We start from the raw sequence: 16,821 nt of genomic DNA, 5'->3' as shown, positions 1-16,821 counted from the left end.
CTCCCGCGCGTGCCGCTGCCTACGCTGGATGCGAGCTGCGAGCGGTTTCTCGCCTGGTGTACGCCGCTGCTGACCGCCGACGAGCGGTCGGCGACCGAGGCGGAGGTTGCCGCCTTTCTCCGACCCGGTGGCCCCGGCCGGGTGCTGCATGCCGCGCTGGAGGAATACGACGCCACGGAGGGCACGCACAGCTGGCTCGACACCTTCTGGCCGTACCGATACCTGGGCCGCCGGGACCGGATCGCGCTCAACGCCAACTTCTTCTTCCTGTTCCAGGACTCCGACCAGGCGCAGGTGGAGCGGGCGGCCGGGCTCGTCGCCGGGGCCCTCAACTACAAGCGGCAGCTCGATCAGGGGCTGATTCCACCGGTGGTGCAGCGCGGAGCACCTCAGTCGATGGTGCAGAACAAGTTTCTGTTCTCCACCACTCGTATCCCCGGCGTGCAGCAGGACACCGTCCGCGCCCCCCACACCGAGGAGTGGCCGGGCCCGTCCGAGGCCCGGCACGTCGTGGTGTTCTTCCGGGGCGGCATGTTCCGGCTGGACGTGCTGGGTCCGGACGGTGTCCCGCACAGCCTGGATGACATCGAGGCGGGACTGCGCGCCGTGATGAAGGCCGGCGCCGACCCGGCCGGCGCGGACACCTCGGTGGGCCACCTCACCACCATGGCCCGCGCGGAGTGGGCGGCCGCCCGGGAGTCCCTTGTCGCCTGCCACCCCCGCAACGCCGACGCCCTTGACGATGTCGAGACCGCGCTGTTCTGCGTCGCTCTGGAGGACTTCGCCCCCGCGGACGTCCAGGAGGCCTGTGACCAGCTGCTGTACGGCGACCGCGGCAACCGCTGGTTCGACAAGGCCGTGTCCTTCGTCGTCTTCGCCGACGGACGGGCGGGCATCAACGTCGAGCACTGCGAGTTGGACGGGACCACGATCCTCACCTTCACCGACGCCCTGCTCAACACCCCGGCCGAGGAGCAGTCCCGGCAGTCCGGAGCCCGCTCCCAGGGGCTGCCGGCGCTGGAGCGGATCGTGTTCGAACTGGACGACGCGCTGCGGGACCAGGCGCGCTCCGCCGCCGACGCGTTCGCGGCGTACGGGGAGAACACCGCGACCAGCACGTTGTCGTTCGCGGACTTCGGCAGCAGCGCGGCCAAGGGGTTGGGGGTCTCACCGGACGCGTTCGTCCAAGCCGCCTACCAGCTCGCCCACCAGCGCGCCAAGGGGCACCTGGGTGCCACGTACGAGTCGATTGCCACCCGGCAGTACCGGCACGGGCGGACCGAGGCGATGCGCGTCGTCACCACCGAGATGGTGGCTTTCGTGGCGGCGATGGAGGACCCGGTAGTGGACGCGGACGCCCGGCGCGCCGCGTTCCGGGCAGCCACCGAGGCCCATGTGGCACGCGCGAAGGCGTGCCAGGCCGGGCAGGTGCCGGAGCAGCACCTGTGGGAGCTGGAGCTGATCCAGCGCCGGCGCGGGGCCGAGCTGGGGGTGACCGAGCAGCCCGCGCTGTACCGGACGCCGGGCTGGTTGACCATGCGGGACGACTACCTGAGCACGAGCTCCGCGCCGTCCGTCAATATCCAGTACTTCGGCTTCGGGTCGACCAGCAGCCAGTGCATCGGTGTCGCCTATGTGCTGCTTCCCGAGCGGTTCAACCTCTACCTGAGCACGCCGATGGCGGTCGCTGCGCAGATGCGAACGTTCGCCGACCGGCTCCGGGAGGCGATGGACGAACTCCGGGAGCTGCTGGCGTCCGAGCGGCCCGAGGACTGAACGGAGCCCGCCGCCGGACCGGAACTCCCGACCGGGGAGCACGGTCCGGCGGCACGGACGCCTCCAGTGGCGGAGCAGGTCCTGAGCTGAGCGGAGAAAGACCAGGTCAGCGTCGCCGCCGTCGGCCGCCGCGCGGACGTTTCCCGCACCTTCCTCCACGGCGATCGCGACGTCAGAGCCGCAGTCACCACTGCCATGACCGAGGCCGGAGAATGCCGCTCCCAGTTGCGTACTGAGATTTGGCGGCCACACCCAGGACGATCTTGCTCAGCCCAGGAAGCTCAGCCGCACCTGACGGTTGGCATTGTCTTTATTGGTGTCCACGAGACACACCGACTGCCAGGTGCCCAGCTCCAGTTGGCCGCCGATGACCGGAAGGGTCGCGTGCGGCGGGACGATCGCGGGCAGGACGTGGTCGCGGCCGTGGCCCGGGCTGCCGTGCCGGTGCTGCCAGCGGTCGTCGGCGGGGAGCAGGGCGTGCAGGGCGGTCAGGAGGTCGTCGTCGCTGCCGGCACCCGTCTCGATGACGGCGATGCCGGCAGTTGCATGAGGCACGAAGACATTGAGCAGGCCGTCGCGGCCGGCCGCGGCCTCACGCAGGAACTCCGCGCAGTCGGAGGTCAGGTCGACGACCCGCTCCCGGGAACCGGTGGCGACGTGCAGCATCCGAGTGGTGAAGGCATGTGGCATGCCTCCATCCTGGCCCATACACCGGGCTCCCCATGGCGTGGCGCGACCTCTTCCTGGTACGTGCGGTCCATGGGCGAAGCACCGTTGACCATGGAGCGCGTCGCGGGCCCTTTCGGCATGGTCGGGGACTCAGGCTTTGGGTTGACGAAGTGCCCGGTCCCGGTCGCCCGGCGTCGGCCCGGTCCGCCAACGAGCCCTCAGGACCCCGTCGTTGTCGGGCATGACAGCAGTGCACAGCGGCACACGTTCACCCGCATACACCGGCAGTAGTGCGGCAGCGCGGGCACCGGACATTCGGGCGGTCAGTTCGGCGAACCCCTCCTCGTCGGCGACGGCACTGTGGATGAGGCCGTCGTCGTGCTGCCATACGCCTTCGACAAGGCCATCAGCGGGCAGGGCTCTCAGGGCGGCGTCGATGTCCGTGGACAGGGGTGGCCAGACTCCGAGACGGGCCCGGGGAGCCAGTGCGACGCGAACCGAGTCGATGGTGTCGCTGGTGAGGTGGTGCCATCGTGAGGCGCCTTCGAGATACGTCTCTTCCAGGATTCCTGCGCGGCCGGTGACGACTGCCCCGTGCAGCTCTGCCCAGAAGTCATCGTCCCCGGGCCGCTGGACGCCCTGCTGTTCCTCCTCGGCCTCGAAGGCGTACGGGGAGGCGTCCAGACGCTCTGGGAACAGTCCGAGCTCGCGGGTGCGGGAGAGCGCTTCCCCGCAGGGCCGGCTGCTGGTGATGTAGAGGTACTGGTCCCACCCCACGTGGACCGCGAACGTGTCCTCCGTCTCCAGTCGGCACCAGGCACCGGTGTCGCGCAGCATGACCCGCACCAGCTCCAGCGCGATGTCGAGCGGGACCTGTGCCCCGTCGTGGAAGCCGGCCAGGCCGGACGGGAAGAGCCCGTCCAGGCCGAAACCGTCCACCGGAGGTTCGACACCGAAGTGCGCGAGGGAGGGAACCTGCGGTTCGCGTACGACCAGGTGCTCGATGCCCGTGTCCGCGGCGAACGCCGCGACCGCCTGAAGACAGGCCGCCTCGACCTCGCCGTGGTCGCTGACAGTGTCCTCAGGACCGGTGTAGTGGCCGTGTTCGTCACGGTCGGCGGGGTCGTACTTGGTGACGCGGTACACGTGGGTCGGCACGGCCCCATCCTTCCGCACAGGCCCGTCCGCACCCGCCCGCTCAGCGCGATGTCCTCTGCCACGAATCGCCGGTTCCCCACCGAGTGCTCGGGAAGATCCATGACCGCCTCACTGTTGGTGGAACCGTGAACGAATTGCGCGAGGTCGAGGTATTGGTCATAGGCGCTGGTCAGGCCGGTCTGTCCAGCGCCTATCACCTGCGACGCACCGGCTTCGAGCCGGACCGCGACTTCGCGGTCCTGGACCACTCCCCCGGCCCGGGCGGCGCCTGGCAGTTCCGCTGGCCGTCGCTGACGTACGGCAAGGTCCACGGGATGCACTCCCTGCCCGGCATGGAACTGACGGACGCCGATCCGGCCCGGCCCTCCGCGGAGGTGATCCGCGAGTACTTCGACCGGTACGAGCGCACCTTCGACCTGCGGGTACGGCGCCCCGTCGACATCCGCGCCGTGCGCGAGGGGGACGATGGGCGACTGCTCGTGGAGACCTCGGACGGCAACTGGTCCACGCGGGCGCTGATCAACGCGACCGGCACCTGGGACCGGCCGTTCTGGCCGCGCTACCCCGGTCAGGAGACCTTCCGCGGACGGCAGTTGCACACCGCGCAGTACGCCGGCCCCGAGGAGTTCACCGGGAAGCGGGTCCTGGTCGTCGGCGGCGGGGCGTCCGGCACCCAGCACCTGCTGGAGCTGGCCCCGTACGCGGCCACCACCACCTGGGTCACCCGGCGGCCCCCGGTCTTCCGCGAGGGCCCGTTCGACCAGGAAGCGGGCCGCTCGGCGGTGGCACTGGTGGAGGAGCGGGTACGGCAGGGTCTGCCGCCGAGGAGTGTGGTCTCCGTCACCGGACTTCCGCTCAACGACGCCATCCGGCAGGGACTGGCCGACGGGGTCCTGGACCGGCAGCCGATGTTCGACCGGATCACCCCGGACGGGGTGGAGTGGAACGACGGCCGGCACGCGGACACCGACGTGATCCTGTGGGCAACCGGCTTCCGGGCCGCACTGGATCACCTCACGCCTCTTCGGCTGCGCGAACCGGGCGGCGGGATCCGGATCGACGGGACCCGCGCGGTCGCCGATCCGCGCATCCACCTCGTCGGCTACGGCCCCTCGGCCAGCACCATCGGCGCCAATCGGGCCGGACGCGCGGCCGTACGGGACATCACGCGGCTGCTGGCCGAAAAGCCGGTCGAGCCGGCCGCCGCGTGATGTCCCGCCGGCTCAGCGGGGCGGCTGCGTGGCCGGCAGCCGCTGCGGACTTCCGCTGGGCTGCTGCGGCTGCTGGGACTGGCCCGACGGCTGGTGCGCGGCGTTGAACTCGGCCACGTTGCGCACATGTTCGGAGTAGTCGGCGGTGAAGCGGGTGTCGCCCGGCCTGATCGTGACGAAGTACAGCCAGTCGCCGGGCGGCGGGTTGATCGCCGCACGCATCGCGTCCTCGCCGGGATTGTCGATCGGTGTGGGCGGCAGCCCCATGCGCTGGTAGGAGTTGTACACGCTCTCCATGCGGGTGTCGTCCAGGCTGGTGTGCACGGTGTTGCGGTTCAGCGCGTAGTTGATGGTGGAGTCCATCTGCAGCGGCATGCCCCGCTGCAGCCGGTTGAAGATGACCCGGGCCACCCTGCCCATGTCGGCCTTGGTGGCTGCCTCGGCCTGGACGATGCTGGCGATGGTGACGGCCTGATAGACGTTCACCGCGTTGAGCTGGGCCCCGGCCGCGACCGGCGCCCCGTTGAACTTCTTGTTGGCGGTGTCGACCATGAACCGCAGCAGCGACTCGGGGGTGGCACCCTTCTCGACGGGATAGGTCGCCGGGAAGAGGTAACCCTCCGGGTTGCCCGCGGCCTCCTTCGGCAGCTTGAGGCCGGCCTTGTCGAGTGACTTGCGGGTGCTGCCCTGGGGCAGCCCGAGGGCCCTGTCGACGGCGTCGTAGATCTGGTTCGCGCGCCAGCCCTCCGGGACGACCAGCATGGGGGGCTTCGCCTCCACGTGACCGCTCTCCCGAGTCAGCAGCGGCACCGCCACGGCGGCGGTGCCGGCCAGGGCGGCGCCGGACACGACGAGGAGGAACCTGCCCCGGCGCGTCAGTCGCATCGTGCTCCGTCGCGGAGTGTTCATCTGCATACAGGCACGTTAATACGTATATCGCTTAAAATCCGACATATCGTCAGCTTGTCGGCTACGGTTCCATGTCAGCCCGCCGGCTGCAGCTGGGCGTCCCTGCGCACTAGAGCCGCATAGCGGCCGTCCAGCTCCAGCAGCTCCTCGTGCGTGCCCCGTTCGGCAACCTTGCCGGAGTCCAGGACGACGATCTGGTCGGCACCGCGGACGGTGGACAGGCGGTGGGCGATGGTGAGGGTCGTCCGGTCGGCCGACAGGGCGTCGATGGCGTCCTGCACCGCGGCTTCGGTGCGGTTGTCCAGGGCGCTGGTGGCCTCGTCGAGTATGAGCACCGGCGGGTCGCGCAGGATGGTGCGGGCTATCGCGAGGCGCTGCTTCTCGCCGCCGGAGAAGCGGTGCCCGCGTTCGCCGACGACCGTGTCGTAGCCGTCGGACAGCGCGGCTATGTGGTCGTGTATCTGGGCGGCCCGGGCTGCCGCGTGCAGCTCCTCGTCGGTGGCGTCCGGCTTGGCGAAGCGGAGGTTGTCCGCGACCGAGGCGTGGAAGAGGTACGTCTCCTGCGAGACGACACCGACCGCGCGGGCGAGGGTGTCGAAGTCGAGGTCGCGCACGTCGACGCCGTCGATGGTCACGCGGCCGCCGGTGACGTCGTAGAGCCGGGGCACCAGATAGCCGAGCGTGGACTTGCCGGCGCCGGTCGGGCCGACCACCGCCAGGCTGCCGCCGGCCGGGACGGTGACGTCGACGCCGTCGATGACGGGGCCGCCCTTGCCGTCGTAGCGGAACTCGACCTGCTCGAAGCGGACCTCACCCTTGATCGTGTCGAGGTGGACCGGCTCCTCGCGCTCGATGATGTCGATGGGCAGGTCCAGGTACTCGAAGATGCGCTGGAAGAGCGCGAGGGAGGTCTGGATCTGGACGCCGGTCGCCAGCAGGCTCACGGCCGGGCGGAACAGGCCCTGCTGGAGGGAGACGAAGGCGACGATGGTGCCGAGCGAGACCTGCGGGCCGCCGAGCTGGAGGGCCAGGCCGGCGGTCCAGTAGATGACGGCGGGCATCGCGGCCATGACGATCGTGATCACGGCCATGCGCCAGCGCCCGGCCATGTTCGACTTCACCTCGAGGTCGACCAGCCGCTCGGACTCCTCGGCGAAGGACGCGGTGAGGGAGTCGGAGCGACCCATGGTGCGGCCCAGCAGGATGCCGCTGACGGAGAGCGACTCGGTGACCGTGGCGGCCATCGCGGCCATCTGCTTCTGGCGCTGGGTGGTGATCTTCTTGCGTTCGTTGCCGACGCGGCGGCTGATCCACACGAACACCGGCAGCAGGAGCAGCGAGACGACCGTCAGGCGCCAGTCGAGGGCGACCATCGCGACAATCGTGGCGACCACACTGGTGGCATTGGAAACGAGAGAGGTGGCCGTGGAGGTGACGGTGGCCTGCATGCCGCCGATGTCATTGGCGATGCGGGACTGCACCTCGCCGGTGCGGGTGCGGGTGAAGAAGGCGAGCGACATGCGCTGCAGACGGCCGTAGACGGCGGTGCGCAGGTCGTGCATCACGCGCTGGCCGACAGTGGTCGAGATCAGCGTCTGGAGCACGCCGAAGACGCTGGACAGGACGGCACTGAGGATCATGCCGAGCGCAAGCAGGCTCAGCAGGCCGGTGCGGCCGTCGGGGATCGCGACGTCGAGGGTCTCCTTGAGGAGGAACGGCGTGGCCACCGAGACCAGCGAGGATGCGCCGACGAGAAGGCCGACGATCGCGAGCCGCCCGCGGTAGGGACGGAAGAGCTTCAGGATGCGGCGCACCTGCCGGGGCTGTTCATCGGCGTCGGCAGGCGGGGTCCAGGAGGGTTCACGGTCGGGGTGCATGGGCTCCTACGGAGGTGAGCGGGCGCCGGCCGAGGGTGCGGCCGACGATGGCGAACGGATCGTAGCTCATTGTTACCTATACTCACAATGAACGGCATCCTGATATTGTTCCCGCATGACCACCCCGGATCCCGAGGGCCTGCTCGCCGAGCAGCTGCTGCGGCTCACCCGCCGGGTGCACCGCATCCAGAAACGCCACCTGGAGCGGCGCGACCTGGGCATCACGCCGGCCCAGTCCCGGCTGCTGCGCACCCTCGCGCACTACGGCTCGCCTCCGCGCATGGCCGACCTGGCCGAGCGCCTGGAGGTGGTGCCGCGTGCGGTGACGACACTGGTCGACGGGCTGGAGACGAGCGGCAAGGTGCGGCGGGTGGCGGACCCGACGAACCGGCGGGTGACCCGTATCGAGCTGACGGACGAGGGCCGGGCCACCCTGCGCGAGCTGCGCGGAGCGCGCCGCTCTGCCGCCGCGGAGATCCTGGCTCCGCTGACGGAGAAGGAGCGCGAGGTGCTGGGCGTGCTGCTGGACACCCTGATCGACGGAGAGGCCGCCAAGCCCTGCTGAACGGCCGCGGCCCCCGCTCCACGATGTCGAAGCGGGGGTCGCGTGCGTATGCGGACGCGGGCCAGCCGGCCTCGGCGATAGACGGCAGCCGATCCGCCCGAACGCCGCCCGACGCCCGGCCACCGGCCACACCGCCGCCGACGCCGACCGCACACAACACCGGCGGCGAGATCACTCGGGTGGCGCGGCCCGCACCGCCGCCTTCAGCAACGGCTGCGGTCCTCCGTCAGCACCCCTTGGACCGAGGTCAGCGAACGGTCGTAGCAACCGTCCGAGCCGGTGAGGCGGTAGCGCTCGCTCGACGTGCCGACCGCATGCCGCTGGTCGCGCGGGACGTTGATCGTGTACGCCGCGTCGCCGCTGTAGGTGTCGTCGAACCGCGACCACGCGGTGCGCCGGCCGCCCTGCCGCTCCACGACCGTCGCCCGGTCGCCGAGGTCCAGTACGGTGCGCAGCCGGTCGTTCGCTCCCAGAGTCGTGGCGCCGTTCATGGTGTACGTCCGGTGCGTGTGCGTCGTTCGCGCGGGGCCCTGCCCGTGCACGTTCACCGTCTCGTCGTCCGTCCAGGTCGCGTCGAGCCCGTCCGTGTTCTCGCCGTCGGTCCAGCGGTGCGCGGAGGTGTTCGCGAGCGTGCGGGTGACGGTGGTGGTCACGCGGCCGTGCGAGGTGTTCAGGTATCCGGAGACGGTGAGCCGGTGGCCCGCCTCCGTGTCGACGCGGTTCTCGGAACCGGGTGTGTAGGTCGAGGAGTTGGCGATGTCGCTCGCCCGGTCCGTGGTGAGGGCACCGGTGACGTGGGCGCGGTGGGCGTCCTGCCAGACCAGGACGTTCACGGGGGCGCTCCAGCCGGACTGCCCCGCGGGCACTCCCACGACGGAGACTTCGACGCGGTGCGGGCGTCCGTCGTTCAGAAGTCCGGCGAAGGGCGTCAGGTCGTACTGGACGGGCCTGACGTCGAAGGCGTGCAGCCCCGGGATGACGTACCAGAGGAAGGGGTTGGACCAGCCGCCGGTCCACACGTTCGGGAACGGAGCGGCGATGCCGGCGAGTTGCCCGTCGACCTTGATCTGCACCTCGCGGTACGGCCCGTGGTCCGCCTTGCAGGAGTACGACGCCGGGTCGGCCACGGTCAGGTACCAGAACTCCTCGCAGCCACCGCCGGATCCGGTGGCGTACACCTCGGCGACGATGCGCTCGCTGTTGCGCGGGGTGGTGAGGGTCGTACCGTCGGGCGTGTCGGCCAGGGTGAGGACTCGGTCGGGCGCGGGTGTCTCGGCGCGGCCCGCGTAGAAGGTGAGCGTCACCTTGACGTCGATGACACCGGTGTAGGTGTCGTCCACGACGTTTCCGATGAGCATTTCGACGTCCTGCGGGCCGCGGAAGGTGTCGCTGTAGCGGGTGACGTCCTTCTCCACATGCCACTCGATGCCGTCCGGCGACGGCTCGGGCGTCGAGGTGCGCAGGACCTCGACCCCGCCGACGTGCAGATAGCCGAGGCGGTCGTACTGACGTCCCTTCACCTTGCCGTCGAGGCGCAGGACGACCTTGCTCCAGTGGTCGCCGCAGCCCTGGGGCGGTGTGTAGGCGCCCCGGTAAGGGGTGAAGTCACGGAACTGGGCCTCGGCCAGGGTGACCTGGCAGGACTTGGTGTGCGGACGGTCGACGGGCGGGGCGGCGGTCACCGGGTCGTGCCAGTCTGTGCCGAACTCGGCCGGAACGTCCGTGGTTGCCTGGGGTGCGGCTTGCGCGGCAGTGACCCCGGTGCCGAAGAACGTGCCCGCCAGGAGGGTCGCTCCGGCGAGCATGGACATGACTATCCGTCTTCTCATGGCCGGTGTTCTACGGGGAGTCGGGGCAGTCCCGCAATGAGGCGTCCCGCCATCCGCACCAAGGGCTGTCCCGTAAGTGATCCCTGCCGTGCCGATGACCTCGCTGATTCAGCCACCCGGCGCCGGCGATGCCGCACAGGCGACCGTTGCCGACGAACGTCGCCCGATGCGGCACTAGCTCATCAGGTCGGCCTTGTCCCCCATGACCACCACGGGATGCTGATGCGGGTCGAGCGTGCGCAGCAGGTACTCCATGGCCGGCTTGGACATGCTGACGCAGCCCGACGTACCGCTGCCGTGGTCCATGTGCAGCCAGATGCTGCCGCCCTTCTCCTCACCCTGGGGGCGCGTCGGATCGTTCGGCGGGGTGCCCTTGACCCGGTTGTAGTCGATGGCGATGACGTAGTCGAAGTCGTGCCAGTGCGACTTGGCCCACCAGCGCGGGGCGGTGAAGGCGGCGTCCTGCGTGTAGGGCAGTTCGGCGCCCGGATCCTTGAGTACGCCGCCGGCGTCGGTGAGGGTGAACACACCGACGGGGCTGCGCCGGTCGCCGGAGTGATGGTCGGTGGTCCAGCCCTTCTTGCCGTTGTGTGCCGACCAACTGCGGATCCGCTGCCATGCCTCGCCGTGCTTGGCGTAGAGCACGACCGTGGCGTCCGCCGAATCCTTGCCGTCGCCGTAGACGGCCACCACCTGCCGGGAGTCGGCCGGAATCCGCCGCTGGAGGCCGGCGCCCACGCCCGGGATGCTGCGCGGGTCACGGCCGGCCGTGCCGGACTGCCGTGCCTGGCCGCCGGGTTCCGGGGCGGCGTGGCCGCGCCCCTCCGCCCCGCACGCGGACAGGGCCGCGAGGAGAGTTCCGAAGGCCGCCATCGCAATGGTCACTCGCCGCACACCGTCTATCCGCACCGGACCATGATGACATCCACGTATCGGCCGAACGAGCGACCCTCCGGGCATTCGCCGCACCGGACCACCGGCCTCTGGGACGTGGGCCGCTCCGGGTGACGGCACCTGGCCGGAACCCGGTGGATTTCGCAGACCGCCGGGGAAAACCGGTTGAAATTCACCAGTCTGCGACGCGACCCTTTCACGGTTTGTTCCCGCCTCCCGTCCTCCCTGACACGAGCCACTGGGACGTCATGCAGATTCAAGACCTTCCGTATTCCGACCCCGGCGTGCCGGACGCACGTTCGGGGCCCCGCCTCCTGTGGTGGCTCTGGCGCAACCAGATGGGCGGCCAGCTCAAGTCGCTCGCCTGGGGCCTGCTGCACTTCGTCGCCGTCTCCGCCCTGCCCTTCTGCGTCGGTCTCGCCGTCGAAGCCGTCATCGACCACTCAGGCACCCGGCTCGCCCTGACGGGTGTTCTGATGCTGCTGTGCGGCACGGCGATCGCCGTCGGCGACACCTTCCTGCACCGGACCGCCGTCACCAACTGGATCACCGCCGCCGCCCGGGTCCAGCAGTTGCTGGCCCGCAGGGCGGCCCAGCTCGGCTCCGCGCTGACCCGGCGGGTCGCGGCCGGCGAGGTGGTGGCCGTCTCCACCGGCGACGTGGAGAAGATCGGCTGGTTCGTCGAGGCCCTCTCCCGCTTCACCGCCGCCGCGCTGACCGTCGTCGTGGTCTGCGTGGGACTGGTCGTCTACCAGCCCGCCCTCGGTGTGGTCGTCGCCGTGGGCCTGCCGGTCGTCGCGCTCGCCGTGCTGCCGCTGCTGCCGCGGGCCACCCGTCGCGCCGACGTCCAGCGCGAGAAGGCGGGCCGGGCCACCGAACTGGCCTCGGACACCGTCGCCGGACTGCGCGTGCTGCGCGGGATCGGTGGCGAGGAGCTGTTCCTCGACCGCTACCGCCGCGCCTCGCAGGAGGTACGGCACGCGGCCGTGCGCAGCGCCCGGATGTGGTCGCTGATCTCCGCGATCCAGGTGCTGCTGCCCGGACTGCTGCTGATCGTCGTCGTCTGGCACGGCACCCACCTGGCCCGGCAGGGCCGGATCACGGTCGGCGAACTCGTCACCGTCTACAGCGCTGTCATGGTTCTCAACTACCCGCTGCGGCACTTCGAGGAGATCGCCATGGCGTACTCCTTCTCCCGGCCCTCGGCCAAACGGGCAGCGCGCGTGCTGTCGCTGGAACGGTCCACGGACGCCGACGGCTCCCGCGCGGCCACGGTGCCGGCCGGCGACCTGTACGACCCGGCCACCGGTCTGCTCGCGGCCTCCGGCCGGCTCACCGCGGTGGTGTGCGGCGACCCCGACGCGGCCGGGCGACTCGCGGAGCGGCTGGGCGGCCATCCGGCCGAGCCGGGCCCGGCAGTGCTGCTCGGCGGGGTGCCGCTCGACGACCTCCCGCTCGACAGCGCCCGCACCGCCGTCCTCGTCCAGGACAAGGACCCGGTGCTGCTGTCCGGCTCGCTGCGCGAACTGCTCGACGTGCCCTCCTCCGGTGCCGTACGCGCCGAGGACGCGCTGGCCGCCGCGCAGTGCGACGACGTCCTGGACGCCCTGGTCCAGGGGTCGCTCGACGCCACCGACCCGATGGACGCCCGCATCACCGAGCGCGGCCGCTCCCTGTCGGGCGGCCAGCGCCAACGGCTCGCACTGGCCCGGTCCCTGATCACGGACCCCGAGGTGCTGGTGCTGGACGAGCCCACCTCCGCAGTCGACTCGCACACCGAGGCCCGGATCGCGGACGGGCTGCGACGGCTGCGCTCGGGCCGGACGACGGTGGTGTTCACCTCCTCGCCGCTGCTGCTGGACCGCGCGGACCGGGTCGCCCTCGTCCACCAGGACGAGGTGGTGGCGGTCGGCGGGCACCGCGAACTGATCGACACCGAACCGCGATACCGGGCCGTGGTGACGCGCGAGACCGACGAGGAGCTGGCCGCCGCCGAGGCGGATACGGCCCTGGCCGACAGGGGCGCCCTCCTGGGCGCCTTCGACAAGCTGGAAGAGATCGAGGAGAGCGCATGATCGGCGTTGCGCCACCGGCGTACGACCCGGCGGCCCCGACGACCGCCACCACCCTGCCCGTCGGCGCGGCCTCGACCGTGCGCGCCTACGTGTCCGAGCTGTTCCTCAGGCACCGCCGGGCCTTCCTTCTCCTCATCGCGGTCAACACCGTGGCCGTGGTCGCCTCCATGGTGGGCCCGTACCTGCTCGGCGGCCTCGTCGAGCGTGTGTCGGACGGCGCACGCGAACTTCATCTGGGCCTGACCGCCGGGCTGTTCGTGTGCGCCCTTCTCGTGCAGGCCCTGTTCGTCCTGCAGGTGCGGCTGCGCGGTGCGGTACTCGGCGAGCGGATGCTGGCCGACCTGCGCGAGGACTTCCTCGTCCGCTCGGTGGGGCTGCCGCCGGGCGTGCTGGAGCGGGCGGGCACGGGTGACCTGCTCTCCCGCATCACCACCGACATCGACCGCCTCGCCAACGCCATGCGGGAGGCCGTACCGCAGCTGGCGATCGGTGTCGTGTGGGCGCTGCTGCTGCTCGGCGGGCTCGTCGTGACGGCCCCGCCGCTGGCGGCCGCCGTGCTGCTCGCGGTACCGGTGCTGGTGGTGGGGTGCCGCTGGTACTTCAAACGGGCGCCCTCCGGCTACCGCTCCGAGTCCGCCGGCTACGCCGCCGTCGCCGCCGCGCTCGCCGAGACCGTGGACGCGGGCCGCACCATCGAGGCGCACCGCCTGGGAGCCCGGCGCATCGCCCTGTCGGAGCGGCGGATCAAGGAGTGGACCGCCTGGGAGCGGTACACCCTCTGGCTGCGTTCCGTGCTCTTCCCGGTGATCAACGCCGTCCACGTGATCGTGCTCGGATCGGTCCTCATGGTCGGCGGTGCGTTCGTGCTGCAGGGCTGGATCGGGGTGGGTCAGCTGACGACGGGCGCGCTCATCGCGCAGATGCTCGTCGACCCGGTGAACCTGATCCTTCGCTGGTACGACGAGGTGCAGGTGGCCCAGGTGTCGCTCGCCCGGCTGGTCGGTGTCCGGGACATCGAGCCGGACGCCGGGGACTCCACGCTGGCCCCCGGAGGACGGGACGTGCACGCCGACCGCGTGCACTTCGGCTACCGCGAGGGCGTCGACGTGCTGCGCATGGTCTCCCTGAAGGTCGCCCCGGGCACCCGGCTGGCGCTGGTCGGCCCCTCCGGTGCGGGCAAGTCCACGCTGGGCAGGCTGCTCGCCGGCATCTACGCGCCCCGGGACGGCCGTATCACCCTCGGCGGCGCGGAACTGTCCCGGATGCCGGCCGAACGCGTCCGTTCGCACGTCGCCCTGGTCAACCAGGAGCACCACGTCTTCGTCGGCTCCCTGCGCGACAACCTCCTGCTGGCCCTCCCCCACGCTCGCCTTCGCTCGAGCGTGGGGACCCCCATCGGCAGCCACGACGCCGAGCTGTGGGCGGCGCTGGGCGCGGTCGACGCGGACGGCTGGGCGCGGGCGCTGGACGACGGACTGGACACCGAGGTCGGCTCCGGCGGACTGGCGCTCACCCCGGCGCAGGCCCAGCAGATCGCGTTGGCCCGGCTGGTGCTGGCCGACCCGCACACCCTGATCCTGGACGAGGCGACCTCGCTGCTGGACCCTCGCGCGGCACGCCACCTGGAACGCTCCCTGGCCCGCGTCCTCGACGGCCGCACGGTGGTCGCCATCGCCCACCGCCTGCACACCGCCCACGACGCCGATGTGATCGCCGTGGTGGAGAACGGCCGCATCAGCGAGCTGGGCAGCCACGAGGAGCTCGTCTCGGCGGGCGGGGCGTACGCGGCGCTGTGGCGGTCGTGGCACGGCTGAGCGCTCGCGTACAGGGCCTGAGGATCGTGTCGCCGCGTTCGTGGCGCCACGGACGGCGACCGGGCACGCGGTGTCACGGACAGTGACCGCATGGGCCGGACGGGGGTGGGTGGGTGACCCCGGGGAGAGGCGGAGAGGCGGGGCCTGGCGGGGGTGCGCGACCACAGGCCACCGCCCGTGCCGTTGCGCAGTGCCGATCAGGGGTGGAAGGCTGGATAGCGGCACCGGCTCGGGGAACGGCTGGGACCCCTTTGGTTCCGGCCGCGTGAATCCCGTGCCGAGCGTGCCGGCGGCGCCCTGCCCCTCGCCGGGGCACGAGGCCGTCCTCACCACCTGGAGGTGCCCGTGGACAGCGGCGACGGATGGGGGGACGACGTCTACCAGCCCGATGCCTCGGAGGTCCGGGAGGACTCGGGCGTGCTCGACGTCGAGGACACACTGGACTTCGACGGCGTCGACGACCCGCTGGACCGCGGCTGGTCCCCTCCGGAGCGACCGTGGGCGGTGGAGCACAGCGGGGTGACGGCGAGCGAGCGCCTGTCCGGGGAGACGCTGGACCAGCGGCTCGCCGAGGAACTGCCGGACGCGGTCGCATCCGACAGCGACGGCATCGGCGACTGCGAGGCCGACGGTGAACTCCTCGACAACGAGGTCGGCGCGCGCCGCTCCGGCCGTCTGGTCGCCCCCGACGAAGGCGCCCACGAGGACGAGGAGAGCGCCCTCATCGCCACCGATGTCGGCATCGACGGAGCGGCGGCCTCCGCCGAGGAGGCCGCGATGCACATCGTCGACGAGGACTCCCTCTCCGGCTGACCAGGACGCCCCCTGCCCGACCGCCCCGCGCGAGGAGCCGCCATGCAGCAGGACAAGCACCCCGAGTACCACGCCGTGGTCTTCCGCGACCGCGCCGCCGGCTACGCCTTCCTCACCCGGTCCACCGCGAGCAGCGAGCAGACCATCGAGTGGGACGACGGCGAGACCTACCCGGTGATCGATGTGGAGATCTCCTCCGAGAGCCACCCCTTCTACACGGGCAAGGCCCGCACGGTGGACACCGAGGGCCGCATCGCCCGGTTCGAGCGCCGGTACGGCGGGGCGGAACCGGGCGATGCGGGCTGACGCCGACAGCGTCAGATCACGTTGAGGGCCGCGGCGCAGCCCACTCCCCCGAGCAGCATGAACACCGGCATCAGCACTTTCAGCTCGACCCAGCTGCCGGCCCGGAACCGCATCACCTTCGGCGGCCCCAGCGGGTACCAGCGCTTGCGGCCGACCGGAATCGGCCACAGGATCGGGCAGCCGGACACCGTCAGCGCGTCCCCGATGTCGTGCACCAGCGCGCCCAGCACGATCGGCAGCCCCAGCCACAGGTACTCCTGGCCCGGCGCGGTGAACAGCCAGTCTGCGCCGTTGCCCGGCTTGTCCAGGATTCCCGCGAGGATCCAGGCGCTCGTCGCCGCGAGCAGCCAGACCAGGACATCGCTGCTGGAGCCCCGGGCCGCCCGCCACAGCAGACCTTCGATCGCCAGGACCATGTGCACGAAGAGGATGGCCAGCACCGCCCACCGGCCACCGGCGATCGCAACGGCGGAGCTGCCTGCGCCGATGAGGACCGCCCACAGCCAGGTGTGTGTGAGTGTGCGGTGGCCGCCCGAGCGCCGCGCGTCGCCGTTCTTCCTGGTCGACTTGTAGACGGCGTAGGACAACTTGTCCACGATCTCGCAGAGCCATCGCGAGATGGGCCCGAAGGCCCGCGAGATGGTGGCCGCCTTGTGGTCGAGGTCCGGGGCAAGCGCTGCACCGGCGCAGATCAGCGCACCGACGAGCAGGACCGGCCAGGGCATCGGGTGCCCGGCCGCGGCTGCCGCCGCTCCTACGCCGAGCCAGGCCGCGGCCCCCGACAGTGAGTGTGCTGGTCCCATCATGGCCGCTTTCCGCCCCATTCCTCATGTGCCGCTGTCCAGTTGACCCAGCGCACTGACGCGCCGTCGGCGACACAGCGTAGCGGCCATGATCTTCGTACTCGCAGCCGATTCCCCTCTCG

14 protein-coding genes are annotated in these 16,821 nt (G+C 71.1%); 7 read left to right on the top strand and 7 right to left on the bottom strand.

Annotated features, from left to right (window positions below):
* Positions 1-9: 9 nt before the first annotated feature.
* Positions 10-1,776 (top strand): choline/carnitine O-acyltransferase, encoded by a 1,767-nt coding sequence (locus AC07DS_RS14230; protein WP_479145102.1) that lies wholly within the window; start codon positions 10-12, stop codon positions 1,774-1,776.
* A 267-nt stretch (positions 1,777-2,043) separates the two neighbouring features.
* Here AC07DS_RS14230 and AC07DS_RS14225 read toward each other — a convergent pair whose 3' ends face one another.
* Together AC07DS_RS14225 and AC07DS_RS14220 are read right to left on the bottom strand one after the other, a co-directional pair.
* Positions 2,044-2,466 carry a secondary thiamine-phosphate synthase enzyme YjbQ gene (locus AC07DS_RS14225; RefSeq protein WP_479145100.1) on the bottom strand — a complete coding sequence of 141 codons (423 nt, stop codon included), beginning with the start codon at positions 2,464-2,466 and terminating at the stop codon, positions 2,044-2,046.
* Positions 2,467-2,595: 129 nt separating this feature from the next.
* A complete protein-coding gene (locus AC07DS_RS14220; RefSeq protein WP_479145098.1) occupies positions 2,596-3,603 on the bottom strand; it encodes an RNA-binding protein in 1,008 nt (335 codons plus the stop codon).
* Positions 3,604-3,728: 125 nt separating this feature from the next.
* Here AC07DS_RS14220 and AC07DS_RS14215 point away from each other — a divergent pair, with 125 nt between their 5' ends.
* Positions 3,729-4,814, top strand: coding sequence for an NAD(P)-binding domain-containing protein (locus AC07DS_RS14215; RefSeq protein ID WP_479145096.1), 1,086 nt, complete (start codon positions 3,729-3,731; stop codon positions 4,812-4,814).
* 12 nt (positions 4,815-4,826) lie between these two features.
* On the opposite strand, the gene mltG is transcribed toward AC07DS_RS14215, so the two are convergent.
* Together mltG and AC07DS_RS14205 are read right to left on the bottom strand one after the other, a co-directional pair.
* Positions 4,827-5,729, bottom strand: a complete 903-nt coding sequence (mltG, locus tag AC07DS_RS14210; protein WP_479145094.1) for an endolytic transglycosylase MltG — start codon at positions 5,727-5,729, stop codon at positions 4,827-4,829.
* A gap of 68 nt (positions 5,730-5,797) precedes the next feature.
* Positions 5,798-7,600, bottom strand: coding sequence for an ABC transporter ATP-binding protein (locus AC07DS_RS14205; RefSeq protein WP_479145092.1), 1,803 nt, complete (start codon positions 7,598-7,600; stop codon positions 5,798-5,800).
* A 115-nt stretch (positions 7,601-7,715) separates the two neighbouring features.
* On the opposite strand from AC07DS_RS14205, the gene AC07DS_RS14200 reads away from it, so the two are divergent.
* Entirely contained in the window at positions 7,716-8,165 is a 450-nt protein-coding gene (locus AC07DS_RS14200; protein ID WP_479145090.1) for a MarR family winged helix-turn-helix transcriptional regulator, read from the top strand.
* Between the two features lie 203 nt (positions 8,166-8,368).
* Here the strand turns inward: AC07DS_RS14200 and AC07DS_RS14195 are convergent, their stop codons facing one another.
* Together AC07DS_RS14195 and AC07DS_RS14190 are read right to left on the bottom strand one after the other, a co-directional pair.
* Positions 8,369-9,994, bottom strand: a complete 1,626-nt coding sequence (locus tag AC07DS_RS14195; protein ID WP_479145088.1) for a peptide-N4-asparagine amidase — start codon at positions 9,992-9,994, stop codon at positions 8,369-8,371.
* Between the two features lie 174 nt (positions 9,995-10,168).
* Positions 10,169-10,903 carry a L,D-transpeptidase family protein gene (locus tag AC07DS_RS14190; RefSeq protein ID WP_479145086.1) on the bottom strand — a complete coding sequence of 245 codons (735 nt, stop codon included), beginning with the start codon at positions 10,901-10,903 and terminating at the stop codon, positions 10,169-10,171.
* Positions 10,904-11,136: 233 nt separating this feature from the next.
* Between AC07DS_RS14190 and AC07DS_RS14185 the strand changes: the two genes are divergently transcribed.
* From AC07DS_RS14185 to AC07DS_RS14170, 4 genes are all read left to right on the top strand, one after another.
* Complete coding sequence (locus AC07DS_RS14185) at positions 11,137-12,963, top strand: ABC transporter transmembrane domain-containing protein (RefSeq protein ID WP_479145084.1); 1,827 nt, start codon at positions 11,137-11,139, stop codon at positions 12,961-12,963.
* The gene (locus tag AC07DS_RS14180) at positions 12,960-14,777 is read left to right on the top strand and encodes an ABC transporter ATP-binding protein (protein ID WP_479145082.1); all 1,818 of its coding nucleotides are present in this window, start codon (positions 12,960-12,962) and stop codon (positions 14,775-14,777) included. The genes AC07DS_RS14185 and AC07DS_RS14180 overlap by 4 nt, the downstream gene beginning before the upstream one ends.
* Before the next feature lie 345 nt (positions 14,778-15,122).
* Entirely contained in the window at positions 15,123-15,590 is a 468-nt protein-coding gene (locus AC07DS_RS14175) for a DUF5709 domain-containing protein (protein ID WP_145880084.1), read from the top strand.
* Between the two features lie 42 nt (positions 15,591-15,632).
* Positions 15,633-15,896, top strand: a complete 264-nt coding sequence (locus tag AC07DS_RS14170) for a type B 50S ribosomal protein L31 (protein WP_479145080.1) — start codon at positions 15,633-15,635, stop codon at positions 15,894-15,896.
* An 11-nt stretch (positions 15,897-15,907) separates the two neighbouring features.
* On the opposite strand, the gene AC07DS_RS14165 is transcribed toward AC07DS_RS14170, so the two are convergent.
* The gene (locus AC07DS_RS14165; RefSeq protein WP_479145078.1) at positions 15,908-16,702 is read right to left on the bottom strand and encodes a metal-dependent hydrolase; all 795 of its coding nucleotides are present in this window, start codon (positions 16,700-16,702) and stop codon (positions 15,908-15,910) included.
* Positions 16,703-16,821: the final 119 nt, after the last annotated feature.

It is taken from the genome of Streptomyces sp. NPDC044064 (assembly GCF_056434245.1).
Note: the sequence above shows the minus strand (reverse complement) of the source record. Positions and strands in the feature narration are given on the sequence as shown.

What these genes read in the sequence shown, in the direction of transcription:
- AC07DS_RS14225 (WP_479145100.1), bottom strand. Translation starts at nt 2,466, where the DNA reads ATGCCACATGCCTTCACCACTCGGATGCTGCACGTCGCCACCGGTTCC.
- mltG (WP_479145094.1), bottom strand. Translation starts at nt 5,729, where the DNA reads ATGCAGATGAACACTCCGCGACGGAGCACGATGCGACTGACGCGCCGG.
- AC07DS_RS14205 (WP_479145092.1), bottom strand. Translation starts at nt 7,600, where the DNA reads ATGCACCCCGACCGTGAACCCTCCTGGACCCCGCCTGCCGACGCCGAT.
- AC07DS_RS14200 (WP_479145090.1), top strand. Translation starts at nt 7,716, where the DNA reads ATGACCACCCCGGATCCCGAGGGCCTGCTCGCCGAGCAGCTGCTGCGG.
- AC07DS_RS14195 (WP_479145088.1), bottom strand. Translation starts at nt 9,994, where the DNA reads ATGAGAAGACGGATAGTCATGTCCATGCTCGCCGGAGCGACCCTCCTG.
- AC07DS_RS14185 (WP_479145084.1), top strand. Translation starts at nt 11,137, where the DNA reads ATGCAGATTCAAGACCTTCCGTATTCCGACCCCGGCGTGCCGGACGCA.
- AC07DS_RS14180 (WP_479145082.1), top strand. Translation starts at nt 12,960, where the DNA reads ATGATCGGCGTTGCGCCACCGGCGTACGACCCGGCGGCCCCGACGACC.
- AC07DS_RS14170 (WP_479145080.1), top strand. Translation starts at nt 15,633, where the DNA reads ATGCAGCAGGACAAGCACCCCGAGTACCACGCCGTGGTCTTCCGCGAC.
- AC07DS_RS14165 (WP_479145078.1), bottom strand. Translation starts at nt 16,702, where the DNA reads ATGATGGGACCAGCACACTCACTGTCGGGGGCCGCGGCCTGGCTCGGC.